The organism is Streptomyces sp. ISL-99 (assembly GCF_018614005.1).
GTDB classification, from domain to species: Bacteria; Actinomycetota; Actinomycetes; order Streptomycetales; family Streptomycetaceae; genus Streptomyces; species Streptomyces flavidovirens.
This window is the reverse complement of sequence record NZ_JAGGPC010000065.1, coordinates 21,835-47,467: the sequence shown is the minus strand read 5'-3', so window position 1 is coordinate 47,467 and position 25,633 is coordinate 21,835. Positions and strand designations below refer to the sequence as shown.

Below are 25,633 nucleotides of genomic sequence, written 5' to 3'. Positions count from 1 at the left end.
GCGCATAGGGTGGGCCGAATGCAGGAGCAGTACCGGACCGTCGCCCGCGCGGGCGTGCACGAAGCCGAGATCAACAGGTCGCGCTTCCTCTGCGCGCTCGCGCCCGCCGCCACCGAACGCGAGGCGCAGGACTTCATCGCGCGCGTCCGCAAGGAGCACCCGACGGCGTCGCACAACTGCTTCGCGTACGTCATCGGCGCGGACGCCTCCGTGCAGAAGGCGAGCGACGACGGCGAGCCGGGCGGCACGGCGGGCGTACCGATGCTCCAGATGCTGATGCGCCGCGAAGTCCGGTACACCGTCGCCGTCGTCACCCGCTACTACGGCGGTGTGAAACTCGGCGCGGGCGGACTGATCAGGGCGTACGGGGGAGTGGTCGGCGAAGCCCTGGACGCCGTCGGCACGATCACCAGACGGCGCTTCCGGCTCGCCACCGTCACCGTCGACCACCAGCGGGCCGGAAAGCTGGAGAACGACCTGCGGGCCACCGGTCGCGCGGTGCGCGACGTCCGGTACGCCGATGCGGTCACCATCGAGGTCGGACTGCCGGAGGCCGACGTCGAGCCGTTCCGCGCCTGGCTCGCCGACACCACGGCGGGCACGGCGGGGTTCGAGGTCGGCGGAGAGGCGTACGGCGACGCCTGAGACAGCCATGGCAAAACCGAGGTCCGTGGTGGGCGAGGTGCCGGGCGGCGCTAACGTGGTCGGTGCTGACAGTGCTGAGAGTCAGGTCCGCGCCGATTTGGGTGCGGGCTCAGGGGCGGAGGAAGTAAAAGTGCAGGTCGGAGCCGTCTCTTGAGGATTCTGCACACGTCGGACTGGCATCTGGGGCGCTCCTTCCACCGGGTGAACCTGCTCGACGCCCAGGCCGCGTTCCTCGACCACCTGGTGGCGACGGTCCGCGAGCGGGACGTGGAAGCCGTACTCGTCGCGGGTGACGTGTACGACAGGGCGGTGCCGCCGCTCGCCGCCGTCGAGCTCTTCGACCGGGCCCTGCACCAGCTCGCCGCCGCCGGTGTGCCGACGGTCATGATCTCCGGCAACCATGACTCGGCCCGCAGGCTGGGAGTCGGCGCCGGGCTCATCGACCGGGCGGGAATCCACCTGCGTACCGACCCCGCCGGTTGTACGACGCCCGTCGTACTGCGAGACGCACACGGCGACGTCGCCTTCTACGGGCTGCCGTATCTGGAGCCCGCCCTGGTGCGCGAAGAGTTCAAGGTGACCAAGGTGGGCCACGAGGCGGTCATCGGAGCGGCGATGGAGCGCGTACGGGCCGACCTCGCCGGGCGGCCCGAGGGCACCCGGTCGGTCGTTCTCGCGCACGCCTTCGTCGCGGGCGGCGAACCGAGCGACAGCGAGCGCGACATCACGATCGGCGGCGTGGCCTCCGTACCCGCCGGAGTCTTCGACGGCGTCGACTACGTGGCGCTCGGCCACCTCCACGGCTCACAGTCCATCACCACGAGGGTGCGGTACTCGGGCTCCCCGCTCGCGTACTCCTTCTCCGAAGCGGATCACCGCAAGACGATGTGGCTGATCGATCTCGGGCCCGGCGGGGAGATCGAGGCGGAGCGGCTCGACTGCCCCGTGCCGAGGCGGGTCGCCCGGATCCGGGGACGCCTGGAGGAACTCGTCGAAGACCCTTCCCTGGAACGTCACGAGGACTCCTGGATCGAGGCGACGCTCACCGATCCCGTACGTCCCACGGAACCCATGGCGCGGCTCTGCGCCCGCTTCCCGCACACCATCAGTCTCGTGTTCGACCCCGAGCGGGCCCCCGAGGACCCCCTCGCGTCGTACGCCCAGCGGCTCAAGGGGCGCGACGACCGGCAGATCGCGGCGGACTTCGTGGCCCATGTGCGCGGCGGCAGCGGACCGGACGAGCGGGAGCGCACGGTGCTGTACGAGGCCTTCGACGCCGTACGCGTGGACGACATGACGCGTGAGGTCGCCCGGTGAGACTGCACTCGCTGGACATCACGGCCTTCGGGCCCTTCGGCACCACCCAGGAAATCGACTTCGACGCGCTCAGCGCCGACGGGATCTTCCTGCTGCACGGACCGACCGGCGCGGGCAAGACGTCCGTCCTGGACGCCGTCTGCTACGCGCTGTACGGCGCCGTGCCCGGCGCCCGGCAGAGCCCCGGCGCCTCTCTGCGCAGTGACCACGCACCGCACGACCTGCCCACGGAGGTACGCCTCGAACTGACGGTGGGCGGACGGCGTCTGGAGGTCACCCGACGGCCCGCACAGCCGCGCCCCAAGAAGAAGGGCACCGGCTTCACCACGGAGAAGGCGCAGAGCTGGCTGCGCGAGTACGTACCCGACACCGGGTGGAAGGCGCTCAGCCGCTCCCACCAGGAGATCGGTGAGGAGATCACGCAGCTCGTCGGCATGAGCCGGGAACAGTTCTGCCAGGTGGTGCTGCTGCCCCAGGGCGACTTCGCGCGCTTCCTGCGCGCCGACGCGGAGGCACGCGGCAAGCTCCTCGGCCGACTCTTCGACACGCGCCGCTTCGCCGCCGTCGAGGAACGGCTCGCCGAACTGCGCCGCGCCGCGGAGCAGCAGGTGCGCGCGGGGGACGAGCGGCTCCTGGCCGTCGCACAGCGGATGGCACAGGCGGCGGGCGACAGCGCGGACGCGCGAGCCTGGCCCCTGCCCGACGCGCAGCCGGGCGAGCCCGGGCTCGCCGAAGCCGTACGGGAATGGGCCGCGATCGCGCGCAGCGGTGCGCGCGAGCGCCTGGACATCGCGGAGTCGGCGGTCGCCGCGGCGGGAAGCCGGCGGGCGGCGGCCCGGCGCACGCTGGAGGACGAGCGCGAACTGGCCGCCCTCCAGCAGCGTTACGCCGACGCGCGGCGGCGCGCCGACGTACTCGAAGCGCGGCGCCCCGAGTACGAGCGGCTGCGTGAGCGGCACGAGCGCGCCCGCCGGGCCGAGCGTGTCGCCCCGGCCCTGTCACTGCGCGACGACGCCGAGCGGGAGCACCGCGCGGCGAGCGGCGCCCGCGAGCGCTCGCGTGCCGAACTGCCGGCGGACCTCGCCGACACCGGAGCCGAACAACTCGCCGCGCTGGAACGCACACTGCGCCAGGACCTCGGGGGCCTCGAAGCCGCGCGCAGGGCGGAGCGGCGGAGCGAGGAGATCGGCCGGGAGCGGGCGGCGCTTGAGCGCCAGGCCCGCGACGACGACGAGCTGCTGCGGGACGCCGCCGACTGGCTGGGCGGCTGGGACGCGACCCGCCGCCGCTGCCAGGAGCGCATCGAGGCGGCGCAGGACGCGGTGACCCGCGCGGAACACCTGGCGGGCAAGCTGGAACCGGCCCGCCGCAGGCTCGACGCCGCGCGTCGGCGCGACGTACTCGCCGAGCAGGTCACGACCGCCGAGGACCGGCTGCGGGCAGTACGCGACGGGGCGGCCGCGGCGCACGAGAGGTGGCTGGACCTGAAGGAACGCCGGCTGCGGGGCATCGCGGCGGAGCTGGCGGCGGGCCTGCGCGACGGTGAAGCGTGCGCGGTCTGCGGCTCGCAGGAGCACCCGCAGCCCGCGCGGGCGGCGGCGGACCAGGTGGACCGTACGGCGGAAGAGGCGGCGTACGAGGCCCACACGAACGCCGAGGCGGCGCGTGGCAGGGCGGAGCGCGCGCTGGCAGCGGTACGGGAGGACCACGCGGCGGCCCGCGCCGAGGCGCGCGGCTCCGACGCCGACAGCGCGCCCTCGGAGGCGACGAGGCCCACCGCGCGGACCGGCGCCGGGGGCGCCGGCACCGCATCCCACATGGGGCCGGCATCCGGCTTCGCGGCGGCTGGCGCGGGCGCGGGGCCGGCCGGCGGGGCGGCCTCCGCTGCCGTGCCTTCCCCGACATCCTCGGTGGAAGACCCCACCGGGACGGCGGCCGCCCGGCAGGACGCGTCCGGAGCCCGAACCGGCGCGGCGGACGACCGTGGCGCGGCGGGCGCGGGCGCGGGGGCCGGAGACGGGGCTCGGGGGGCGTCCGGCTTCCTGGGCGGGGTGGCGGGCCGCAGCTCTGGACGGGACGGAACGGGAACGGCCGGCGTCGGCTCCGGCGTCGGCTCCGGCGTCGGCGTAGAGGCGGGCTCCGGCTTCCCGGACGGGGAAACTGGCCGTACAACTGGGCCGGACGGGCCGGGCCGAGAGGACGCCGGGGCCATGGAGGCCTCTCGCGGGGCGGGCTCAAGCTCCCCGGGCGGGGTAGCGGGCCGGTCCGCCGGGCTGGATGGGCCGACCGGAGACGGCGACGCCGGTGCGCGCCTCGAGGGCTCGCAGGAGGCTGGGCCCGGTATCCCGGCTCAGTACGCGGGACCGGCGGCGGAGTCGGACCCGATGGATGAGGCGTGTGACGGCTCGGCGTTCGGCGGAGGTACGGCCCCGCGCGCGGCCCGCCCTCGTGACGTGAGCGTCCACGAACTGGCCTCCCTCGTCGAGGAGTTGCGCCGCGAGCACGCAACAGCGCGCACCACCGCCGCCGGTCTGCACGCCGCCCGCGAGGCGCTGGACCGTGCCGAGCGCGAGTACGCGCGACGCGTCGACGCGCAGCAGCAGGCCGAGCGCCGGGCCGCTGCCCGTACCTCGCAGCGTGAAGCACTCGACCGCGAGCAGGCCTCCCTCGAAGCGGAGTTGACCGCCGCCCGCGGCGAAGCGCGCAGCGTCGCCGAGCATGCCGCGCTGCTGGAGCGCCGCGTTCGCGTGCTCGGTGAGGCCGCCGAGGCCGTGCGCGCGGTCGAAGCCACCGCGCAGCGCCTCAAGGAGGCACACGACCGGGTCGCCGACGCCGCGTTCAAGGCCGGGTTCGACACCCCGCACGCCGCGGCTCAGGCGCTGCTCGGGGAAGCGGAGCAGCGCGACCTCCAGCACAGGATCGACGACTGGCAGCGCGAACAGGCCGCCGTGGCCGACCGCCTGGCGGAGCCCGAGACCGCCGCGGCCGCCCGCCGGCCCCAGGCCGTACCGCAGCAGGCCCAAGCGGAATTCGATGCCGCCGAGCGTCAACTCCTCGACGCCGCCTCGGCCCTCGACGCCGCCCGCGAGCGCAGCGCGGCGCTGGCAGCACTCTCGCAGCAGGCCGCCGAGGAGACGAGGCGCCTGGGTCCACTCCGCGAGCAGTACGAACGGGTGGCGCGCCTCGCCTCCCTCACCGCCGGCACCTCCGCCGACAACGAACGCAAGATGCGGCTGGAGTCGTACGTCCTGGCGGCACGCCTTGAGCAGGTCGCGGCCGCCGCCACGGCCCGCCTCCAGCGCATGTCGTCCGGCCGCTACACGCTTGTCCACTCCGACGCCAGGTCCGGCGGCCGCGGCCGCTCGGGGCTCGGCCTGCACGTCGTCGACGCCTGGACGGGCATCGAGCGCGACACGGCGACCCTGTCCGGCGGCGAGACGTTCTTCGCCTCGCTCGCCCTCGCGCTCGGCCTCGCCGACGTGGTCACCGACGAGGCGGGCGGCGTACGGCTCGACACGCTCTTCATCGACGAGGGCTTCGGCAGCCTCGACGACCAGACCCTGGACGAGGTCCTCGACGTACTGGACTCCCTGCGCGAACGGGACCGCAGCGTCGGCATCGTCAGCCACGTCGCCGACCTGCGGCGCCGCGTCACCACTCAGCTTGAGGTCGTCAAGGACCGGCACGGCTCCGTGGTGCGCCACCGTACGGCCTTCGGTCAGCGGCTGAGCGCGCGCCGGGGCAGTGGCGAGGAGTAGACGACGCTGGTGGTGACCGAGCCGAGCGTGCCGATCCGGCCGGCCACCTCTTCCAGGTGCTTCATAGAACGGGCCGCGACCTTCAGTACGAAGCAGTCGTCGCCCGTCACGTGATGTGCTTCCAGCACCTCGGTCGTCACTTCGAGCAGGTCGTGGAACGGCTTGTAGTTGCCGTGCGGATAGCGCAGCCGTACGAACGCCAGGATGGGCATGCCCAGCCGCTCCTGCTCGACGACGGCCGTGTATCCCGAGATCACCCCGGCCTCTTCGAGCCGCCGCACCCGCTCCGTCACGGCGCTCGCGGACATGGACACGGTGCGCGCCAGCTCGGCGAAAGTGGCCCGGCCTTCGCGCTGCAGGGCTTCCAGGATGCGCCAGTCGGTGGCGTCCGGTGAATATCCGGTCATGCCGACGAGACAACAGGGAATCCACCGGCAGATCAAGAGAAGAGCCGGGGAATCTCACTTCAGCCGAATGATCAACGGCCGTAGATTTTCACCCATGACGACGACACCGCTCACCACCGCCCAGACCCCCGCCACCAGCACGAACGCCGTTCTTCGCGTCCCACCGGCCGCCCCCGCGGTGGCCGCCGCGTACTTCGCCGCCAGCCTCGCCTTCCACGCCGATGTGTCCGACGTCGCATCGGCCCTCGCGTCCGGTGAGGACCCCGGCTTCGTCCTGATCGACTCCCGCTCGACCGAGTCCTGGGACCAGGGCCACATCCCCGGCGCCCTCCACCTTCCGACTGCCATGATCCCCGCCCAGGCGGAGCGGCTCCTGGACAAGGCCGTGCCGGTCGTCACGTACTGCTGGGGCCCCGGCTGCAACGGCGCCACCCGCGCCGCCCTCGCGCTCGCCGAACTCGGCTACCAGGTCAAGGAGATGCTCGGCGGCATCGAGTACTGGATCCGTGAGGGCTTCGAGGTCGAGACCTGGGAGGGCCGGGAGCGGCGCGACGCCGACCCGCTCACCGCGCCCGTCGGCTCGGACAACTGCGGCTGCTGACAGCCGGTCTCACTGTACGACGTGACGCACGGGCCGCAGGAACCGCGCGTCCCGCGCCCCCACCTCGGCCGCCGGACGCGCCGCCCGCAGCACCACATCGAGCGCGGCGTCGCTGTCACACGCGTAATGCCCGCTCGCCCAGGCGGCGTTGGCCTCCACGACGGCCCACCGCCCGTCGACCGTACCGACGTCCACGACCACGGCGCTCGGCAACGGCGGCACGCCGGGCGCGAAGAGCAGCGCCGCGAAGTCCAGCACCTCACCGTGGAGTGCGTCCTCCTCCAGACGTACGACGTCGAGCGCGCCGCGCACCGCGTAGCGGCTGCCGGTGACGACCTCGCCGTCCAGCAGGTACAGCCGGTACTCGGCCGTGAACGCGACGATGTCGCTGACCAGCACCGGAGTGTCGTCGTCCACCGCGTCGGGGCCGGGCAGGCCACTGCCGTCCGGGTAGACGCGCGCCGGGAAGCTCTTGTCGTTCGGCGGCTTGACGAAGGCGGGACGGCGCAATGCGCGGGCCTCGGCGACCGTGGTGGACTCGATGCCCCGCCAGGTGAGTTCGTACGGCAGCTCCGCGAGCCAGCCCGCCGGGGCCTCCAACAGACCGAGCCCGAGCCCCCCGGCGACCGCGTCCGCGAACAGCGGACCGGCGTACAGCGAGCCGATCCCGCTCGGCCCGTCCGGCGCACGCCACTCACGCAGCGTCTCGCACCCGAGCCCACGCCGGCGGGCGGCGGCGGCAAGCGGCGTGACCGGTCGCGGTGACGCGCGGGGACAGGGCGAGCGTGTGTATGGGCGTGGGCATGGGGTGAGGGTGTCGCATCGTGGGGCCGCGCGGGTAGCGGTTTTTTGCGGGCGCGAGCCGCCGCGGTGGCATCGGCGGCGCGGCGGCATCGGGTGCGGCGCCCCGCCGCGTACGGCGCGGGCGTCTGCCTGCTCGGGCGGAGCCGAGAGCCCGAGGAAGAGTGACGGGCCAGGTCATCGACTCCGCGGGTGGTTTCCGGCGCGGGTGAGGGCGTCGAAGAGGGCGGACGCGCCTGCCGGGTCCGCTCCGGTGGGCAGGCCGCTGACCTGGCCGTCGCCGACCTCCACCACCCGCCACACCCCGTCCTCGCGCAGAGCGAGATCGGTCGTCACCCAGCGGCAGCCGAGCGCGCGCACGGCGGGGCGTACGGCGGCGAGGCCGGGAGCGGGCAGCTCGCCAGGGGAGTCGGGGTGCGCCGTGGTGAGTACGGACTCGCCGTCGACCCACCACACACGTGCCTCACCGCCCGGCACGAACGGCTCGTACTCCCGCACTACGAGGCCTCCCGCGAGCGAGCCCTCCTGAAGCTCGAAGAAGCGGCGTACGACGGCCGAAAGCCTCTGCGTGTCGGCAAGGGCAGGGACGAAGCATGCCTCGTCCCACTCGTGCTTACGCGATTTGACGAAGTCCTTGACGACGGCGGGACCGGGGCCCAGCGGAGCGGCGAGCGAGGCGAGTTCCGGTGGGGACGGCGGGGTTACCGGCGGCAGTGCGCGCCACACACTGCGTGGGGTGAGTCCCGCGAAGACGTCGTACCAGCCGGGGAGCTCATGCGCACGGCCGAAGTCGGACGGCGGCGTGAGCAGCTCACAGCCGCGCGCCCGCAGGCCGGCCGCCAGCTCCTCGTACCGCGCGACCGGGATCATCCATCCCCGGTACCAGTACGGACCGGTCCCGTGCGGCACCCGTGCGAGCGCCGTGCCCGTGTCCCCGGCGAGCAGGGCGTCATGGTCTACGAGCGCGACCTCCGCGCCCGTACGCCGCGCGAACGCCACCTCCGCGCCGAAGACCGGGTCGGGGCGTCTCGCTCCGAGCGGGTCGGAGCAGAAGAGAAAGCCGGTGCCCATGAGAAGGAACTCCCCGTCGTAATGGATGCGAGCCGCACGTTACGCGTGACGGCGGCCGGGGCCATGAGACTGGACCCGGCCGCCGTACCCGCGACGCGCGACGCGCGTTCGGATCAGAGCTTCGACAGCTCTTCCACCAGGTCGTCGAGGCCCAGCGAGCCCTGTGACAGCGCCGCCATGTGCCACGCCTTCGCGTCGAAGGCGTCGCCGTGCGCCTTGCGGGCGTTCTCGCGGCCCAGCAGCCAGGCGCGTTCGCCCAGCTTGTAGCCGATCGCCTGGCCGGGCATGGACAGGTAGCGGGTCAGCTCGCTCTCCACGAAGTCCGCCGGCCGCCCGCTGTGCATGCCGAAGAACTCCTGCGCCAGCTTCGGCGTCCAGCGCTCGCCCGGGTGGAACGGCGAGTCTGCCGGGATCTCCAGTTCCAGGTGCATGCCGATGTCCACGATGATCCGCGTGGAGCGCATCATCTGCGCGTCCAGATAGCCGATCCGGCGCTCCGCGTCGCCGAGGAAGCCCAGCTCGTCCATCAGCCGCTCCGCGTACAGCGCCCAGCCCTCGGCGTTGGCGCTGACCATGCCGACGGAAGCCTGGTAGCGGGACAGCCGGTCCGCGACGTGCACCCACTGCGCGAGCTGCAAGTGGTGTCCGGGAACGCCCTCGTGGTACCAGGTCGACGTCAGGTCGTACACCGGGAAGCGGGTCTCGCCCATCGTCGGCAGCCAGGTGATGCCCGGGCGTGAGAAGTCCTCGGACGGTGTGGTGTAGTACGGCGCGGCCGCGCTGCCGGGGGGCGCGATGCGGGACTCCACCTTCCGTACTCGCTCGGCGAGTTCGAAGTGCGTACCGTCGAGCGCTTCGATCGCCTCGTCCATCAGGCCCTGCAGCCAGGCCCTGGTCTCCTCGACCCCTTCGATGTGCGTACCGTGCTCGTCGAGCCAGGCCAGCGCCTCCCACGGGGTGGCCGCGCCCGGCCGGATCTTCTCCGCCTCGGTCTTCATCTCGCCGAGCAGGCGGTGGTATTCGGACCAGCCGTACGCGTATGCCTCGTCCAGGTCGAGGTCGGTGCCGTTGAAGTAGCGCGACCAGCGGGCGTACCGCTCGCGGCCCACCGTGTCGGGCGTGCCCTTCACGGCCGGGCCGTACACGTCGCGCATCCAGTCGCGCAGCGCCGCGACCGCCGCCGTGGCACCGCGGGCCGCCTCGTCCAGCTCGCCGCGCAGCGACTCGGGTCCCGCGGCCGCGAACTCCTCGAACCAGCCGCGCCCGTCGCCCGCCCACTCGGTCAGCTGGCCGGTGAACGTCTCCGTGGCGCGCGGACCGCCCGGCAGCCCCCGCTCCAGACCGAGCGCGAGCGACTCCCGGTAGCCCTCGAAGGCGCCGGGCACCGCGCGCAGCCGCTCCGCCACGGCCGCCCAGTCCTCGTCGGTCTCGGTGGGCGTCACCGTGAAGACGCCGCGGATGCTGTGCGCGGGGGAGTGGATGTTACTGACCGCCCGCAGGCCCTCGTCGGCCTCGTATACGGCGAGTTCGGCGGTCAGCCGCTCGCGCAGCAGCCTGCCGCAGCGGCGCTCGACGTCACTGTCCGCCCCGGCCAGGGCCTCCGCCTTGTCCAGCTCGGCGAGCGTGGTGCGGGCGAGCGCGGCCAATGCCTTCTGTCCCCCGGGGGAGAAGTCGGGCAGCCTGCTGGAGCACTCCCGCACTCCCAAGTACGTGCCGGTGATCGGGTCGAGGGCGATGAGTGCGTCGACGTACGCGTCGGCGACCTGGCGGGGGAGGGCGAGCTGGCTGCTCGGAGTGACTGACATGCGGAACATCCTCGTACGGGGAAGGGCTCCGAGTCACTACTGTCCGGACCGTCCGCGATCAGTGACCTGACCCCGGCGGCTTGATATCGGCGCCCCGCCGCGCCCCGGCGGCCGGAGGGAGCAGCGGTCCGCAGTCCCACGCCTGGAAGATCAGCCGGGTCTCCACGCGGGCCACCTCGCGCCGCGACGTGAACTCGTCCAGAACCAGTCGCTGCAAGTCCGCCGTGTCCGTCACCGCCACCTGGACGAGGTAGTCGTCCGGGCCGGTCAGATGGAAGAGCGCGCGCGTCTCGGGAAGCGCCCTGACACGCTCCACGAACGGGCCGATGAGCTCGCGCCGGTGCGGGCGCACCTGGACCAGCAGCAGGGCTTCGAGGCCGCGTCCGAGCTTGGCCGGGTCCAGGCGCAGCTGATGGCCGAGAATCACCCCGGAGCGGCGCAGCCGCGTCACCCGGTCCAGGCAGGTGGAGGGCGCGACCCCGACCTCGGCGGCCAGGTCGCGGTAGGTGGTCCGCGCGTCGTTCTGCAGAAGGCGCAGTATGTGCAGATCGACCGCGTCAAGTACGACAGATTCGGCCATGGGCCGAACGTAACACGGGATGCGGTGGCTACTTCCCGGTAGTTGTTCAGAGTCATGTCATGAACACCGATGCAGCGACCACACCCTGGGCCCTGGCCACCGAAGCCGTACACGCCGGCCGCGAAGATCTCGCGGCGCTGGGCGTGCACGCCGTGCCCCTCGACTTGTCGACCACCTATCCGTCGTACGACAGCCGGGGGGAGGCGGCCAGAATCGACGCGTTCGCCGCCACCGGCGCCCGGCCGGAAGGCCCACCCGTCTACTCACGGCTGGACAACCCGACCACCGCCCGCTTCGAGGACGCCCTCGCGCGGCTGGAGGGCGCCGAGAGCGCGGTCGCCTTCGCCAGCGGCATGGCCGCGCTCAGCGCCGTGCTCCTGGCTCGGGCGAGCGCGGGCCTGCGCCATGTCGTCGCCGTACGGCCGCTGTACGGATGCAGCGATCACCTGCTGAACGCCGGGCTGCTCGGCACCGAGGTGACCTGGGTCGATCCGGCCGGAATCGCGGACGCGATACGCCCCGACACCGGCCTCGTGATCGTCGAGACCCCCGCCAATCCGACGCTCGCCGAGGTCGACATCCGGGCGGTCGCCCAGTCCTGCGGGTCGGTACCGCTGCTCGTCGACAACACCTTCGCCACGCCCGTGCTCCAGCGCCCCGTGGAGCACGGCGCACGGATCGTCCTGCACAGCGCGACGAAGTACCTCGGCGGACACGGCGACGTACTGGGCGGGGTGGTGGCGTGCGACGAGGAGTTCGCGCGTCAGCTGCGCCAGGTACGGTTCGCGACCGGCGGCGTACTGCATCCGCTGGCCGGATACCTGCTGCTGCGCGGGCTGTCCACCCTGCCCGTACGGATGCGGGCGGCCTCGGCCACCGCTGCCGAGCTGGCCCGGCGGCTGGCCGCCGATCCGCGGGTGGCGCGCGTGCACTACCCGAAGCTCGGCGGCGCGATGGTGGCCTTCGAGGTGTACGGCGATCCGCATGCGGTGATCGGCGGCGTACGGCTGATCACGCCGGCTGTCAGCCTCGGCAGCGTGGACTCGCTCATCCAGCACCCGGCCTCCATCAGCCACCGCATCGTGGCCGAGGGAGACCGCCGCTCCTCGGGGGTCAGCGACCGGCTGCTGCGGATGTCCGCCGGTCTTGAGGACGTGGAGGATCTGTGGCGGGACCTGTGCGAGGCCCTCAGCGCTGCTGGGGCCGCCCGGCCGGTGTCGTCGTCTGTACCGGCGTCTGTACCGGCGCCTGCCCCTGTGCCTGTCCCGGTGTCGCTGCATGGGCGGGACGCGGCCGTACGGTCGGCTTCGCCGGCCGCGCGGTGACCACCAGCGTGCCCTCCTCGATCTGGTAGTCGAGGGGCAGGCCCAGGCCGCGCATGGCCGCGACCATGCCGGTGTTGGACGACTGGGTGACGGCGTAGACGCTCTCGCAGCCCGCCTCCACGGCGAGCGCCACCAGGCGTTCCAGCAGCTCGGAGCCGATGCCGCGGCGCTGCCATGCGTCCTCGACGAGCAGCGCCACCTCGGTCTCGTCGCCGTCCCACAGGAGATGGCCGAGCGCGACGAGGCGGCCGGACGCGGTCTGGACGGCGAGGGTGCGGCCGAAGCGCGGGCTGAGCAGGTGGCTGAGGTAGCGGTCGGCGTCGCCCACCGGGCCGTGGTAGCGCAGGCTCAGGGTGCGGTCGCCGCAGCGGTCGTGCATGGCGCGGGCGGCTTCGAGGTCGTCGAGTCCGGCCCTGCGGACGGTGATCTCGTTACCCTCGGGGAGCGTCAGGACGTCCTCGCTGCGGGGGATGCGCGGGCCGAGGCGGGCGTCGAGTTCGACGAGAGCGCGGGCGCGGGCGAACTCGGTCGGGGTGAACGGCAGGTAGTGGCGCTCAATGGTGATCACCCCGCCGGACGGGTCGCGGAGCTTCATGACCGTACCGTCGAGTACGCCTTCGACCGGAGCGCTCTCGCCGGTGGGCCGGCCGGTGAGGCTCGTCGCGGGCAGTGAATGGATGGTGCAGCGGCCCAGCAACTGGCGCAGGGCCAGCGGCAGCTCGGCGGCGTCGAGCGCGGTGCGCGTGGCGAGGCCGAGTACCCGGGTGGGGGCGTCGACCAGGTCGTGGGCGTCGGCCCGCTCCAGCCAGGTGTCGCTGCCGCCGGCGGCAGCGATCTCACGGCTGAGCAGGCCGGCCTGGAGGGCGGCGGGGGCGCGCAGCAGCAGTTCGTCGACGGTGCCTTCGGCGAGGGGGTGGGTCTGCAGGGTGAGGATGTCGACCTGGTGCCGGGCCAGGGCGGTGCACAGCAGCGCGAGGCTGCCGGGCTCGTCCTTGACGGTGGTACGCATTCGCCACAGGGCGGTTTCGGAGGCGGCCGCCGCGGTGTCTTCCTTGCCGCCGGTCTTCGGATCCGCGCTCGTACGGGTCGGGACCGGCGGCGGGGCATGGCTGTGCCGCCGGGCCCACCAGGTGTGGAACCCGGCCGTGGCGGTCAGCACCACGGCCGAGATCACGAGGAGGTACGGTCCGTCGGGTCCGTGCACGATCGTGTTCGCCACGGCGTCGGCGACGGCCACCGCGGTGAACAGTGCGGCGAGTTCGACGAGGTCCCGCCGCCAGTGGTGCGTACGGCGGGTCCTCGTCGAACTCGCCGCGGCCGCCGTCTTCGTCACTTCAGTCATGTCGGTCATGGCACCACTGTGACCGAGCGTTGTTGCGTGATCACGAACGCTTTGTGACTGACGGGTTAAGTGTGCTTCTGGGTATTTAGGGGTCATTTTCAATCACTTCAGAGGCTTACCCGACCCGGCTGAAGCACCTTGCTGAACAGCACCACGCCTCCCTCCGCCCGCAGTCGCACCGTCAGTTCACCGCTGCCGCCGTCGATCTCGGCCTCGCCGAAGTACTGCGGCGACTCCATGGGCGACACATTGGCGCGCGTCGGTGACTTCACGAAGACCTGTTCCGGGCCGAAGGTGGCGTCGAGCCGGCCCGCCGGGAAGCCGCCGGCGGCCAGCGGCCCGGACACGAACTCCCAGCAGGGCGCGAAGTCCTTGAACGCCGCGCGGGACGGGTCGTAGTGCTGACGGACGCCGTACGAAACGTTCCCTGGAATGGTTCCCCGGTGCGCCGGGGATCGTCGGGATCAGCGAGAGTGACCCGGTAGTGCACCTGCTCACCGGCGGGCAGGCCGCGCAGTGACGTCGTCCCGGTGAAGTCCGTACCGGGGCCGAGCAGGGGGCCGTGCCATCGGCGCGAGTGGCGGAAGGACTCGGTCGCGGACGTTTCCACGATCATGCGGGCCGGGCGGTCGGAGCGTACCCACACCAGCCCGGACGACGAGGTGACATCACCCGTCTGCACGCCCCACGCGGCGCGCGGACGGCCGGAGAGTGCCTGGGCGGGCGCCGCGGCGGCCGCGCCGGCGCCGACCGCCGCGGCGGGCAGGGCGAGTGCGGCCGAGGCGGCCAGTGAGCCGCGCAGGACGGTGCGTCGGTCGGGCGACTGGCTCTGCGGTCGGCTCTGCGGTCGGCGGTACGGCATCGATGCGCCTCCAGTGACGGTGTGGTCCGGGCGTGCGACGCCATGCCTAGTGGCCGGTCACGGCAACCACACGAACCACAAGTGAACAACTGGCCCCCGTTCCGGGGAACCGGTTCGACGCCCTCCGCTACGGCCGCGCCGCACCCGCCATCAGACGCACCCCGTGAGCGATCGCGGACGGCGCCAGATGCGCGTACCCGAGCACCAGCCGTACGCTCCCGTCCTGCGACCCACCCGTCGCGCCGTAATCGCTCAGCGCGCGCACCGCCACCCCCGCGCGGTCCGCGCGTTCCAGGAACGCGGGCTCGGGCCCGTACCGTCCGGGCAGCCTGACGATGGCGTGCAGTCCCGCCGCTATGCCGCTCACCTCGGCACCGGGGAAGCACTCCGCGAGGGAAGCGGTGAGCGCGTCACGCCGCTCCCGGTAGGCGCGCTGGCAGCGGCGCAGTTGCCGGTCGTAGCCGCCGCTCCTGACGAACGCGGCGAGCACTGCCTGGTCGATGGCGGGATTGCCCAGGTCCATGGTCCGCTTGCACTCGACGAGTTCGTCCATCAGGTGCGCGGGTACGAGCAGCCGGCCCAGCCGCAGGCCGGGAGCCAGCGACTTGCTCACCGATCCCGTATACGCCACGTGTTCGGGATCGAGCCCCTGCAGGGCGCCGAGCGGGCGACACTCTTCTCCGGACTGATCCCCGTGGCGGCCGCGATGACCGCACCGCTCGTCGGTACGGGCACCTACGGCGCCGCGCAGATCGCGGGGAGCGTGCTCGTCGGCGCCGGGGTCGGCCTGGGCTCCGGGGTGTTCGGGGGGCGCGCCCCCCGGCGTGTCAGCTGCTCGTGTCGAGGATGACCCGGGCCACCAGCGCGGGGTCGTCGTTCATCGGAACGTGGCCGCAGCCGGGCAGCCTGACCAGCCGGGCGCCGGGGATCACGCGCTTGGCCCTGACGCCCTGGCGGCGCAGCAGCAGCCGGTCACGGCTGCCCCAGGCGACGGTCACGGGTATGCCGGGAAACGTCGTCGTCGAACAGGACGGAACGGCCCGCCGAGAGAGTCTCGGCGAACCCGGTCGCCTCGCGCAGCGCGAGGGTCTCCGCGACGACGGCTTCCGGTGAACGCCACCCGGGGCGCGCGTAGATGGTGCTCGTGAGCGCGGCCCGGCCGGCGGCCGTGCGCGCCAGGCGCTCTATGACCGGCAGCGGGAGCGTCTGCGCTCCGAACCGCATCCCGCGCAGCGTGCCGAAGGCGTAGCGGCGCTCGCTCTGCGTCCAGAAACCGGCCGGCGAAAGCGCCGTCACCGACCGTACGAGCTTCTCGTGGCCCAGCTTCAGGGCGAGCAGGGCGCCGAGGGAGTTCCCCGCGACGTGCGGGCGCTCGATGCCCAGCGCCTCGCACAGCGAACCGAGTACGGGAACGACCGTCGACAGGTCGTAGGCGAACCCGTCGGGCAGCGCGGCCGACCGGCCGAAACCGGGCAGGTCCACGGCGATCACGTCACGTTCGGCGGCCAGCGCGGACATCACGGGCTGCCACGCCTGCCAGTGATGGCCTATCCCGTGCAGGAGCAGGAGCGGTTCGCCGGCGCCCGCCCGTTCGTATGCGACGGAGAGCGTGTGGCTGCCCGTGGGGGACTCGATGCCGAAGGAGACCTCTGCGGCCATGCTGTTGCTCCCTGGGGTGGGGTCGCGCTAGACAACGTGTCAGCAACAATTACCGCTGGGTAGCTTGGAGTTCAAGGGGCCGGGCACCTCCGGCTGTCGCCCGTTTCCCTCGATGTGCTGGGATGGAGGGGTGACTGCCGACACCGCGACCGAGGTCTTCGAAGAGCACCGCCCCCTTCTGACCGGGGTGGCGTACCGGATGCTCGGCCGGGTCGCCGACGCCGAGGATGTCGTCCAGGAAGCGTGGCTGCGCTGGTCGGGCCGGCCGCGCGACGACGTACGGGAACCACGTCCCTATCTGGTGCGGATCACCACCAGGCTCGCCATCGACCGACTGCGGCACGTGCAGGTGCAGCGCGAGGCGTACGTCGGACCGTGGCTCCCGGAGCCGCTGGAGACCGACTTCGGTCCGACCGTCGAAGACACCGCGGAACGCGCGGTGCTGGCCGACTCCGTCTCGCTCGCTGTTCTCGTCGTTCTTGAGTCGCTCTCTCCGCTGGAGCGCGCGGTGTTCGTACTGCGTGAGGCTTTCGGCTTCCCGTACGGCGAAATCGCAGCCACCCTGGAACGTTCGGAATCGGCCGTACGGCAGCTCTCGGCACGCGCTCGGCGGCATGTCGCGGAACGCAGGCCTCGCTTCGACGTGAACCCCGCCGAACAGCGGGACCTCACCGAACGGTTTCTCGCCGCCGCGTCGGGAGGAGACCTGGACGCGCTGCTCTCGCTGCTCGCGCCGGACGTCAGGCTCATCGGTGACAGCGGCGGCAAGGCGAAGGCGCCCGTGCGCGTCATCGAGAGCGCCGACAAGGTGGGGCGTTTCCTGTTCGGGGCGGCCAGGCGGCCCATTCCCGAGAGCGAGTTCCGGTTCGTGGAACTCAACGGCGCACCCGCCCTGCTGGTCCTGTCCGGCGGAAAGCCCGACGCGGTATTCCAGCTGGATGTCGCGGACGGCCTCATCCAGTGCGTCTATATCATGCGAAACCCTGACAAACTCGCCTCACTCGCCCCGTAGAGCCGACATCTGTCCTGCGTTGATTGGTCTTGACCAAGGCAGACCCCGGACTTATGGTCGCAGAGTTAGTGCAGGAACCTTTAATAAACAAGGGCGTGGAAACTCGCCCGGGACCAGGCCGATTGCGGAGGATCAGGGTGGGGACCACGCAGCTCGATACGGTGCCGGAGCCCAAGTACTGGCACCTCAAGACCGTGCTCAGCGAGGCACTCGACTCCGATTTCGCGGTCGGTGAGATCCTGCCCAACGAGCGTGAACTCGCCGCGCGCTTCGGCGTCGCGCGCGCCACGCTCCGCCAGGCGCTCGAACAGCTGGAGCTCGAAGGCCGGTTGCAGCGCCGTCGCGGCGTGGGCACCACCGTCGCCCCGCCGCGCATGGGCGTGGACGTCGGGACCTCGCAGCACGGCTGGCCGGGCGCTGCCGGCGACACCTGGCAGCCCGTCGACTGCACGAGTGCCGTGCCCCCGGCGGCGGTGGCCCGCATGCTCGGCGGCGACAGCGGCAACTCCGGCGACGAGGTGCACGCCGTGCGCCGGATCCGCGTCACGCACGGCCAGCCGGTCGCCGCCGAGCTGCTGTACGTCCCGGCCGCGTCCGTGCCGGACCTCGCGGCCATCGAGTCGCCCTCAGGGGCGGCCCGCGCGCGCAGCGTGCTGCGGGAACTGCAGCGCCTCGCCATGGAGGGTCAGGACCGCGCCGTCGAGCTCGGCTCGGCCCGCGCGGACGACGCGAAGGAACTCGACCGCCTGCCGGGCGCGCCCGTCCTCGTCGTCACCACGCGCTACTTCGCCGAGGGCGGGACCGCCGCCGTCTCCGTGGCCACCTACCGGGCGGACACCTGCCGGCTCACCTTCGGTGACTCGGGCGACCTGGAGATCAGCCACCACACCCAGGAGCGCAGGGCCTCCTGATTCCCCGCGTCGTACGGTACGGCCCGTCGCACTCAGCGGCGGGCCGTCACCGTTCCCTCGACGGCGAACAGCTGCTCTTCGACGTGGTCGAGAGCGAGGCGCAGCGCACCCGTCGCCACGGCCGCCTCACCGAGCAGCGACAGCGCCACCTGCGGCGGACGCAGACAGTACCGCGCCAACTCGCCGCGCAGCGGCTCCAGTACGCCGTCGATCCCGGCCGCCCACCCGCCGATCACGACCAGTTCGGGGTCGAGCGCCAGGACCAGCGCCGCCACATCGTGCACCAGCCGCTGGATGAACCGCTCGACGGCCTCCTGCGCGGCGGAGTCACCCTGCCGGGCGCGCCGGAAGACGGTGGCCACCGCTTGCTCGTCCAGTGGCAGCACCGGCTCGTCCGTCGTCGACAGCAGCGTCTCCGGTGTGACCTCGCGGCCGAGCAGGTGCAGCGCTCCGATCTCACCGGCCGCGCCGCCGAATCCTCGGTGCAGCCGCCCTCCGATCAGTGAGCCGGCGCCGGGGCTCAGTCCGGCCAGTACGAACACGATGTCGTCGGAGTCGACGGCGGCGCCCTTCCAGTGCTCGGCGACCGCCGCCGCGTTGGCGTCGTTCTCCACCAGCACGGGGCAGCGGAACGACCGGCGGAGCCGTTCACCGAGCGCCAGACCGGTCCAGTCGGGAAGCGCCGTCCCCAGCCGTACGGTCCCGTCGGCCTCCACGATGCCGGGTGCCCCGACCCCGACGGCGCGCAGTGAACTGCGCGGGACGCCGGCACGGCGCAGTACGTCGGCGACCGTGGCCCGTACCCGCTCCAGCCGCTCGTCCGCCGAGGCCGTCTCGGACACCGTGCGGGAACCGGCGCCGATGACGCGGCCGTCCAGACCGGACAGCAGGGCGGCGATGCGGTGCGGACCGATCTCGACGCCCAGCAGATGCCCCGCCTCCGCGCGGAACCGGAACCTCCGCGCCGGCCGTCCCTGCCGCCGCGTCTCGACATCCTCGGGCGGGGCCTCGACGACGATCCCGGTCTCCATGAGGCCTTCGACGGCACCCTCGACCGTCGGCCGGGACAGCCCGGTCACGCGGGTCAGGTCGGTGAGGGTGGGGGAATCCGCGCCGCGCAGCGCGTGCAGCACCACCGCGGAGTTGATCCGCCGCAACAGAGAGGGGTCCCCGCCGGTCAACCGCCCCACGGTGTGTCCTCCCAGCTCGTGCGCTTGTTCTGCCGGATCGTACTCGCTGGTTCGGACCACTGCGAGCCGCGCCCGGGGCCACGGATGCGCCGGGCGCCCGTCAGCCGGGAGAGACGAATCCGGACTCGTACGCGGCGATGACCGCCTGCGTACGGTCGCGAGCGCCCAGCTTGGCCAGCACCGCGCTGACATGCGACTTCACCGTCTCCGTGCCGACGATCAGCTGTTCGGCGATCTCCGCGTTGGACAGACCGCGGGCCATCAGCCGGAGCACCGCCTCCTCCCGTTCGGTGAGCGCGGCCCGGTCGAGATCCGCACGTGCCTTGTTACTGCCGTACTCGGCGGCCAGGGCACGGACCGCCGCGGGGAACAGCAGCGACTCGCCCTCGGCGATCAGCCGCACCGCGTTCACGATCTCCGAGGGCCGGGCCCGCTTGATCAGAAAACCGTCCGCTCCTGCCCGCAGCGCCTCGTACACGTACTCGTCGTTCTCGAAGGTGGTCACCACCAGGATCTTCGGCGGCGAGTCCACGGTGCGCAGCACCAGCCGGGTCGCTTCGATGCCGTCCATCAGTGGCATCCGTACATCCATGGCGACGACGTCGGGCCGCAACCGGCGAACGAGAGGTATGACCGCGGCGCCGTCGGCGGCCTCGCCCACCACCTCGATATCGGGCTGTGCCTCCAGGACGGCGCGCAGACCCGCGCGCACAAGAGGCTCGTCGTCGACCAGAAGCACGGTAACCGGCATCCAATCAGCGTATTCGGTCCAGCGGCAGGCTCGCGTGCACCACCCACTCGCCGTTGTACGGGCCGGTCTTGGCCTTGCCGCCGAGCAGCGCGGCCCGCTCCCTGATCCCGCGCAGACCACTGCCGGCGCCGGGAGAACCCGCCGAGGGGCACAGCGGATTGGACACCTCGAGCTCCAGCCAGTCGTCCGCGACGGACATCCGGACCCGGACCGGGACGGCACCGGAGTGGCGCAGCACGTTGGTGAGCGACTCCTGGAGGATGCGGTAGCCCTCGCGCGAGACCGGCCCGGGCACCTTCGCCAGGGGTCCTGCCGCGCCGATGTCGAGTTTCACCCCCGACGCGCGGGCCGAGTCGAACAGGCGGCTTGCTTCGACCAGGGTCGGCCGCTGGGTGGACGGCGTCCGCTGCTCCCGCAGCACGCGCAGTACCCGCTCCAGGTCGTCCAGCGCCTCACGCCCGGTTTCCTCGATCGCTGTCAGCGCCCGTTCGGTGAAGTCGGGGTCGTTCGCCGTTCGCGCGGCCGCCGCCTGGACAACGGCCACGGTCAGAGCATGCCCGATGGAGTCGTGCAGTTCGCGCGCGATGCGATTACGTTCCAAGAGCTGCTCGGTGCGCTCCTCCAGGGCCAGCAACCGCTCCTTGGGGGACGGCCCCAGCAGCCGACGGGCAATGGCGGTGACCAAGTCACCGAGAGCCGGCATGCAGGAGAGCATGACCAGGACCGGCAGCGGCGCGAGCAGCGCGTACCACCAGTGCGGTTCAAGGTGCGTCAGCAGTCCGACATCTCCCCCGGTGTCCTGGGACAGCGTGAGCAGATCAATGGTCATGACCGGCAGCCACACGGTGATGACCGTGGCCACGGCCGAAAGGGCCAGCCGCACCTGGATCCAGAGCACCACTCGCCGACGCTGGGCCCACGTGGCGGACGCCGCGGCAGCGATCCCCGCGTCGGACCGGCCCCGTTCCTCGGGAGTGAGCAGCAGCTGGGCTTGCAGCCCTTCTTCCAGCCGAACCGCGGGGATCAGTCCCACCGGCAGCATCACGAGCGCCGGCACGTACCACGTGTCGACAGAGATGAACATCCACACGCTGAAGATCAGCACCGGGATGCAGAGGTGCAGCCATCGTGTGTAGGTGACCCCGTGGGTCAGCCGGCGGAAATAGCGGAGCATGCGGCCATCGTGCCAGGGGGCTGCCCCGCAACGGCTCCCTCGCACGGGGGAGATGATCCCCACGGATGGGGGAGGTCACGGATGTGGGTCCAGAGCCAGTCTGGACCCATGAACAGCATCGACGTCCAAGAACTGACCAAGGAGTACGGCACCAAGCGCGCCCTGGACCGGCTCACGTTCAGTGTGCTGCCCGGCCGGGTGACCGGCTTCCTCGGCCCCAACGGCGCCGGGAAGTCCACCACGATGCGGCTCGTCCTCGGCCTCGACCGTCCCACCTCGGGCACGGCCACCATCGGCGGGCGCCCCTACACACACAGCGAGAATCCACTGCGTGAGGTGGGAGCACTGCTCGACGCACAGGCCGCCCATGGCTCGCGCACCGCTCGCAACCATCTGCTGGCTCTCGCCGTCAGTAACCGCATACCCGTGCGCCGAGTCGACGAGGTGCTGGAAGAGGCGGGCATCGCGGAGGTAGCGGGCCAGCGGATCAAGACCTTCTCGCTCGGTATGCGCCAGCGGCTCGGTATCGCCGCCGCGCTGCTCGGCGACCCGAAGGTGGTGATGCTCGACGAGCCGTCGAACGGCCTCGACCCGGAAGGCATCATCTGGATCCGCGAGTTGTTGAGGCGGCTCGCCCATCAGGGCCGCACGGTCCTTGTCTCCAGCCACCTGATGAACGAGACCGCGTCCTTCGCCGACCACCTCGTCGTCCTGGGCAAGGGCAGGCTGCTTGCCGACACTCCCATGCGGGAGTTCCTCGACGCACGCAGCCGCCCCCGGGTCCGGGTGCGTACCACCGAGTCGAGCCGACTGGGCGAGGTCCTGACGCGCAGGGGATACACGCCGGTTCGTGGCGACGACGGCCGCTGGGTCGTCGACGGGGTGAAGGCCGAGGAGATCGGCGTGATCGCCGCACACGAAGGCATTCCGATTCTCGAACTTTCCGACGAACAGGCCACGCTGGAGCAGGCCTATCTCGATCTCACGGCCGAGGAGACAGAGTTCGCGTCCGCCGCGGCCTCTGTTCCCCCGGCCACTCCCTCGACCACCGGCCAGGAGGCCTGAATCATGTCGACCACCGCAGTCCTCCACTCCGAGTGGATCAAGATCAAGTCGGTACGGGCCTCAGCCGGTTCCCTCGTAGCCGTCTTCGCGGTCACACTCGCCATCACGGTGCTCGCCTATGCCACCGTTGGCCAGGCCGAGGCAGACAACGACGGATATGACCCCGTCTTCGGGGCGTTCTATGCCCTCAACTTCGGTCAGCTGGCCGCCATAAGCTTCGGAGCTACGGCGCTGTCCTCCGAGTACCTCAACGGCGCCCTGCGGATCTCGCTCTCGGCGGTGCCGCGCAGAGGCCTCTTCTACTCGGCGAAGATGGCGGTCGTCGGCGGGCTCGCGCTCGCCGTCGGATTCGCCACCAGCTTCGCCTCCTTCCTGACCGGGCAGGCCTTCATGGGGGAGTACGCCATCGGCCTCGGCGACCCGGGCGCGCTGCGCGCCTGCGTCGGCAGCGGTATCTATCTCGCGCTCATGGCGCTCCTCGCCGCGGGCCTCACCGCATTGCTGCGCAGCGGCGTCGCCGTACTGAGCCTGCTCATCCCCTTCATCCTGATTGTCTCGTTCGTGGTCGGGGACATAGCCGGCGGAGTCGCCCAGTACCTGCCGGACCGCGCGGGGCAGCAGGTGCTGCACCTGCACCCGGAAGGTGACCTCGGGGCGTGGTCGGGGCTCGCCGTGACTACGCTGTGGGCGGCGGCCGCGCTGCTGGCGGGCTGGTGGGCCGTGCGCCGCCGCGACGCCTGACAGACGGCCAGTTGTCAGTGCCGGGAGGTTTACTGACGACATGAGCACCGCACGGTATCTCGCCCTCATAGACCTGCTGCGCGCACAGGAGTTTCCGGCACAGCGCGGCAGGTCGGACACCGGCTTCAGCGGGCCCGGCTATCACACCGCGGAGCTGAGCGCGGCCGATCAGCTGGGGGACGACGACGCCGCACAGGTTCTGGAGATGCGGGAGCAGTGCGTGGCCGAGCACGACGCGCTGCTGGCCGTGCTCGGGGCGAAGTGGGGCGAGCCCCAGGTCTTCAGCCTCTGGAGTCTGCTGGAACGGAGCATCGCGGGAGAGGAGATACCGGCGCCCTGGGAGGAGTTGAGCGCGAAGTTCGACAGCTTGCACATCTGGCGGGCCGACGGCAGATGGATCGCGCTGGGACTCGCGCTCGGGGAAGCGGAAGGGCCGTCGTACGAGCTGATGGCGGTTGTCACCGAGGTCGACCCGCCATAGCCGCTGACACCTGACCGCTACTGTCGACCGTGACTTGTGACAGCGGTCTTCCGGGACCGGCTCTCGGCGCCGCTTCCGCTAGCCGCCGGCTTCGGGCACCGGGCCACCGGTCTCCGACACCGCCCTCAACCGGGCGTACTCCTCGGCCATGGTCTGCGCGGTCCAGTGAGCGTTGAGACCGCTCGGGTTCGGCAGGACCCACACGCGGGTCTCACCGATCGTCCGTTCCTGCGGCCCGACGACTGCCTTCTTCTCGCCGAAGGCCGTGCGGTAGGCGGTGATGCCGACCACCGCCAGCCACTTCGGCCGGAGCAGTTCGACCTTCGCCGTCAGGAGCCGCCCGCCCTCGCGGAATTCCTCGTCGCTTATCTCGTCCGCCCGCGCGCTCGCTCTGGCCACCACGTTGGTGATGCCAAGGCCATAGGAAAGGAGCTCGTCCTGCTCCGCCGGCTTCAGCTGCCGGGGAGTGAAGCCCGAGAGGTGCAGCACCGGCCAGAAGCGGTTGCCCGGGCGGGCGAAGTGGTGGCCCGTCGCGGCCGACATCAGCCCGGGGTTGATGCCGCAGAAGAGCACGCGCAGGCCACCCGCCACCACGTCGGGGACGAGGCGGTCGCGGGCGGCCAGGACTTCTTCGGGCGTCATGCCGTGCGGATCAGAGGATCGATCCGGGGGTGTACCCGGCGGCGTCGGGGTGCTGCTTGGCGATCTCCTCGATGCGGGAGACCACGACGCCGACCTGCTGCGCCGCCGCTCCCGTGAAGGACAACTTGTCGGCCATCAGCTCGTCCAGCTGCGCCCGGTCGAGCGGAATCCGCTCGTCGGCCGCGAGCTTGTCCAGCAGCTCGTTGCGCTCGGCGCCCTGCTCCCGCATCGCCAGCGCGGAGGCGACGGCGTTCTCCTTGATGGCCTCGTGCGCGACCTCGCGGCCGACCCCGGCCCGTACCGAAGCCATGAGCACCTTGGTCGTCGCGAGGAAGGGAAGGTAGCGGTCCAGCTCGCGGGCCACGACCGCCGGGAAGGCGCCGAACTCGTCGAGCACCGTGAGGAAGGTCTCCAGCAGACCGTCGAACGCGAAGAACGCGTCGGGCAGCGCGACCCGGCGCACCACCGAGCAGGACACGTCGCCCTCGTTCCACTGGTCGCCCGCCAGCTCGCCCGTCATCGAGGCGTAGCCGCGCAGGATCACCATGAGGCCGTTCACGCGCTCGCAGGAGCGGGTGTTCATCTTGTGCGGCATCGCGGACGAGCCGACCTGGCCGGGCTTGAAGCCCTCCGTCACCAGCTCGTGCCCGGCCATCAGCCGGATGGTCTTGGCGACAGAGGAAGGAGCGCCCGCCAGCTGCACCAGCGCGGTGACGACCTCGTAGTCCAGCGAACGCGGGTACACCTGGCCCACCGACGTGAAGGCCTGGGAGAAGCCGAGGTGAACGGCGATCCGCTGCTCCAGGTCCGCCAGCTTCCCGGCGTCGCCGCCCAGCAGATCCAGCATGTCCTGGGCGGTGCCGACCGGGCCCTTGATCCCGCGCAGCGGGTAGCGGCCGAGCAGTTCCTCAAGACGCCCGTACGCCACCAGCAGCTCGTCGGCCGCCGTCGCGAAGCGCTTGCCGAGCGTCGTCGCCTGGGCCGCGACGTTGTGCGAGCGGCCCGCCATGACGAGCTCCGCGTACTCGGCGGACAGCTTGCCGAGCCGGGCCAGCACGGCGACCGTACGGTCGCGCATCAGCTCCAGCGACAGCCGGATCTGAAGCTGCTCGACGTTCTCGGTGAGGTCGCGGGACGTCATGCCCTTGTGGACCTGCTCGTGGCCCGCGAGCGCGTTGAACTCCTCGATCCGCGCCTTCACGTCGTGACGCGTGACCTTCTCGCGCTCGGCGATCGACGCCAGGTCGACCTGGTCGAGCACGCGCTCGTAGTCGGAGATGGCCTCGTCGGGCACCTCGATGCCGAGGTCCTTCTGAGCGCGGAGCACGGCGAGCCACAGTTGGCGCTCCAGCTTCACCTTCTGCTCGGGGGACCACAGGACGGCGAGTTGCGCGGAGGCGTAGCGGCCGGCCAGGACATTGGGGATGCGAGGCTTCGCAGGAGCAGCAGTCACGTGACCAGATTCTACTGGCGGTTTCTGCAGGCCAGCGCCG

General features: G+C 71.8%; 21 protein-coding genes and 4 pseudogenes. 11 read left to right on the top strand and 14 right to left on the bottom strand.

Annotation, left to right across the window (positions count from 1 at the left end; genetic code table 11):
* The first annotated feature begins 18 nt into the window (after positions 1–18).
* The 3 genes from J7E91_RS31085 to J7E91_RS31075 all read left to right on the top strand — a co-directional run bounded on the left by J7E91_RS31085 (position 19) and on the right by J7E91_RS31075 (position 5,720).
* The gene (locus J7E91_RS31085; protein ID WP_214910183.1) at positions 19–645 is read left to right on the top strand and encodes a YigZ family protein; all 627 of its coding nucleotides are present in this window, start codon (positions 19–21) and stop codon (positions 643–645) included.
* Positions 646–795: 150 nt separating this feature from the next.
* Positions 796–1,962 carry an exonuclease SbcCD subunit D gene (locus tag J7E91_RS31080; RefSeq protein WP_214910181.1) on the top strand — a complete coding sequence of 389 codons (1,167 nt, stop codon included), beginning with the start codon at positions 796–798 and terminating at the stop codon, positions 1,960–1,962.
* Positions 1,959–5,720: an AAA family ATPase gene (locus J7E91_RS31075; protein WP_214910180.1), complete on the top strand. Its 3,762-nt coding sequence runs from the start codon at positions 1,959–1,961 to the stop codon at positions 5,718–5,720. The genes J7E91_RS31080 and J7E91_RS31075 overlap by 4 nt, the downstream gene beginning before the upstream one ends.
* On the opposite strand, the gene J7E91_RS31070 is transcribed toward J7E91_RS31075, so the two are convergent.
* Entirely contained in the window at positions 5,681–6,127 is a 447-nt protein-coding gene (locus J7E91_RS31070) for an Lrp/AsnC family transcriptional regulator (RefSeq protein WP_214910179.1), read from the bottom strand. The two genes, J7E91_RS31075 and J7E91_RS31070, sit on opposite strands and share 40 nt — an antisense overlap.
* 94 nt (positions 6,128–6,221) lie before the next feature.
* Between J7E91_RS31070 and J7E91_RS31065 the strand changes: the two genes are divergently transcribed.
* Positions 6,222–6,728, top strand: a complete 507-nt coding sequence (locus tag J7E91_RS31065) for a rhodanese-like domain-containing protein (protein ID WP_214910178.1) — start codon at positions 6,222–6,224, stop codon at positions 6,726–6,728.
* Positions 6,729–6,737: 9 nt separating this feature from the next.
* Here the strand turns inward: J7E91_RS31065 and J7E91_RS31060 are convergent, their stop codons facing one another.
* From J7E91_RS31060 to J7E91_RS31045, 4 genes are all read right to left on the bottom strand, one after another.
* Positions 6,738–7,328, bottom strand: coding sequence for an ATP-grasp domain-containing protein (locus tag J7E91_RS31060; protein ID WP_374224808.1), 591 nt, complete (start codon positions 7,326–7,328; stop codon positions 6,738–6,740).
* Between the two features lie 378 nt (positions 7,329–7,706).
* Complete coding sequence (locus tag J7E91_RS31055; RefSeq protein ID WP_214910177.1) at positions 7,707–8,600, bottom strand: ATP-grasp domain-containing protein; 894 nt, start codon at positions 8,598–8,600, stop codon at positions 7,707–7,709.
* Positions 8,601–8,713: 113 nt separating this feature from the next.
* A complete protein-coding gene (locus J7E91_RS31050; protein ID WP_214910176.1) occupies positions 8,714–10,405 on the bottom strand; it encodes a DUF885 domain-containing protein in 1,692 nt (563 codons plus the stop codon).
* Between the two features lie 58 nt (positions 10,406–10,463).
* Positions 10,464–10,985 (bottom strand): Lrp/AsnC family transcriptional regulator, encoded by a 522-nt coding sequence (locus tag J7E91_RS31045; RefSeq protein WP_214910175.1) that lies wholly within the window; start codon positions 10,983–10,985, stop codon positions 10,464–10,466.
* Positions 10,986–11,044: 59 nt separating this feature from the next.
* Between J7E91_RS31045 and J7E91_RS31040 the strand changes: the two genes are divergently transcribed.
* On the top strand, positions 11,045–12,310 hold the full coding sequence (locus J7E91_RS31040) for a PLP-dependent aspartate aminotransferase family protein (protein ID WP_214910174.1): 1,266 nt from the start codon (positions 11,045–11,047) through the stop codon (positions 12,308–12,310).
* On the opposite strand, the pseudogene J7E91_RS31035 reads toward J7E91_RS31040, so the two are convergent.
* The 3 pseudogenes from J7E91_RS31035 to J7E91_RS31025 form a co-directional block, all read right to left on the bottom strand.
* Positions 12,279–13,652 (bottom strand): annotated as a pseudogene (locus J7E91_RS31035) (N-acetyltransferase family protein); the annotation flags it as partial. The gene J7E91_RS31040 and the pseudogene J7E91_RS31035 sit on opposite strands and share 32 nt — an antisense overlap.
* 107 nt (positions 13,653–13,759) lie before the next feature.
* Positions 13,760–14,514, bottom strand: a pseudogene (locus J7E91_RS31030) (PhoD-like phosphatase N-terminal domain-containing protein).
* A gap of 127 nt (positions 14,515–14,641) precedes the next feature.
* Positions 14,642–15,181: pseudogene (locus tag J7E91_RS31025) on the bottom strand (aminotransferase class I/II-fold pyridoxal phosphate-dependent enzyme); the annotation flags it as partial.
* On the opposite strand from J7E91_RS31025, the gene J7E91_RS31020 reads away from it, so the two are divergent.
* A complete protein-coding gene (locus tag J7E91_RS31020; RefSeq protein ID WP_374224807.1) occupies positions 15,146–15,364 on the top strand; it encodes a hypothetical protein in 219 nt (72 codons plus the stop codon). The pseudogene J7E91_RS31025 and the gene J7E91_RS31020 sit on opposite strands and share 36 nt — an antisense overlap.
* Here J7E91_RS31020 and J7E91_RS31015 read toward each other — a convergent pair.
* A pseudogene (locus J7E91_RS31015) lies at positions 15,342–16,032 on the bottom strand (alpha/beta fold hydrolase). The gene J7E91_RS31020 and the pseudogene J7E91_RS31015 sit on opposite strands and share 23 nt — an antisense overlap.
* A 271-nt stretch (positions 16,033–16,303) precedes the next feature.
* Between J7E91_RS31015 and J7E91_RS31010 the strand changes: the two are divergent.
* Together J7E91_RS31010 and J7E91_RS31005 are read left to right on the top strand one after the other, a co-directional pair.
* On the top strand, positions 16,304–17,185 hold the full coding sequence (locus J7E91_RS31010; RefSeq protein ID WP_214910172.1) for an RNA polymerase sigma-70 factor: 882 nt from the start codon (positions 16,304–16,306) through the stop codon (positions 17,183–17,185).
* A 137-nt stretch (positions 17,186–17,322) separates the two neighbouring features.
* Entirely contained in the window at positions 17,323–18,096 is a 774-nt protein-coding gene (locus J7E91_RS31005) for a GntR family transcriptional regulator (protein ID WP_214910170.1), read from the top strand.
* A gap of 32 nt (positions 18,097–18,128) precedes the next feature.
* Here the strand turns inward: J7E91_RS31005 and J7E91_RS31000 are convergent, their stop codons facing one another.
* From J7E91_RS31000 to J7E91_RS30990, 3 genes are all read right to left on the bottom strand, one after another.
* On the bottom strand, positions 18,129–19,286 hold the full coding sequence (locus J7E91_RS31000) for an ROK family protein (protein ID WP_214910168.1): 1,158 nt from the start codon (positions 19,284–19,286) through the stop codon (positions 18,129–18,131).
* Positions 19,287–19,386: 100 nt separating this feature from the next.
* Positions 19,387–20,037 (bottom strand): response regulator transcription factor, encoded by a 651-nt coding sequence (locus J7E91_RS30995; protein ID WP_214910166.1) that lies wholly within the window; start codon positions 20,035–20,037, stop codon positions 19,387–19,389.
* A gap of 4 nt (positions 20,038–20,041) precedes the next feature.
* Positions 20,042–21,211 carry a sensor histidine kinase gene (locus tag J7E91_RS30990; RefSeq protein WP_214910164.1) on the bottom strand — a complete coding sequence of 390 codons (1,170 nt, stop codon included), beginning with the start codon at positions 21,209–21,211 and terminating at the stop codon, positions 20,042–20,044.
* A gap of 108 nt (positions 21,212–21,319) precedes the next feature.
* On the opposite strand from J7E91_RS30990, the gene J7E91_RS30985 reads away from it, so the two are divergent.
* From J7E91_RS30985 to J7E91_RS30975, 3 genes are read left to right on the top strand one after another with little or no spacing between them, the layout of a single operon-like run.
* Positions 21,320–22,276 carry an ATP-binding cassette domain-containing protein gene (locus J7E91_RS30985; RefSeq protein WP_214910162.1) on the top strand — a complete coding sequence of 319 codons (957 nt, stop codon included), beginning with the start codon at positions 21,320–21,322 and terminating at the stop codon, positions 22,274–22,276.
* 3 nt (positions 22,277–22,279) lie between these two features.
* Positions 22,280–23,017 carry an ABC transporter permease gene (locus tag J7E91_RS30980; protein WP_214910161.1) on the top strand — a complete coding sequence of 246 codons (738 nt, stop codon included), beginning with the start codon at positions 22,280–22,282 and terminating at the stop codon, positions 23,015–23,017.
* 40 nt (positions 23,018–23,057) lie between these two features.
* Entirely contained in the window at positions 23,058–23,498 is a 441-nt protein-coding gene (locus J7E91_RS30975) for a hypothetical protein (protein WP_214910160.1), read from the top strand.
* A gap of 78 nt (positions 23,499–23,576) precedes the next feature.
* Here the strand turns inward: J7E91_RS30975 and mug are convergent, their stop codons facing one another.
* A complete protein-coding gene (gene mug, locus J7E91_RS30970; RefSeq protein ID WP_214910159.1) occupies positions 23,577–24,140 on the bottom strand; it encodes a G/U mismatch-specific DNA glycosylase in 564 nt (187 codons plus the stop codon).
* Positions 24,141–24,150: 10 nt separating this feature from the next.
* The gene (gene purB / locus J7E91_RS30965) at positions 24,151–25,593 is read right to left on the bottom strand and encodes an adenylosuccinate lyase (RefSeq protein WP_214910158.1); all 1,443 of its coding nucleotides are present in this window, start codon (positions 25,591–25,593) and stop codon (positions 24,151–24,153) included.
* Positions 25,594–25,633: the final 40 nt, after the last annotated feature.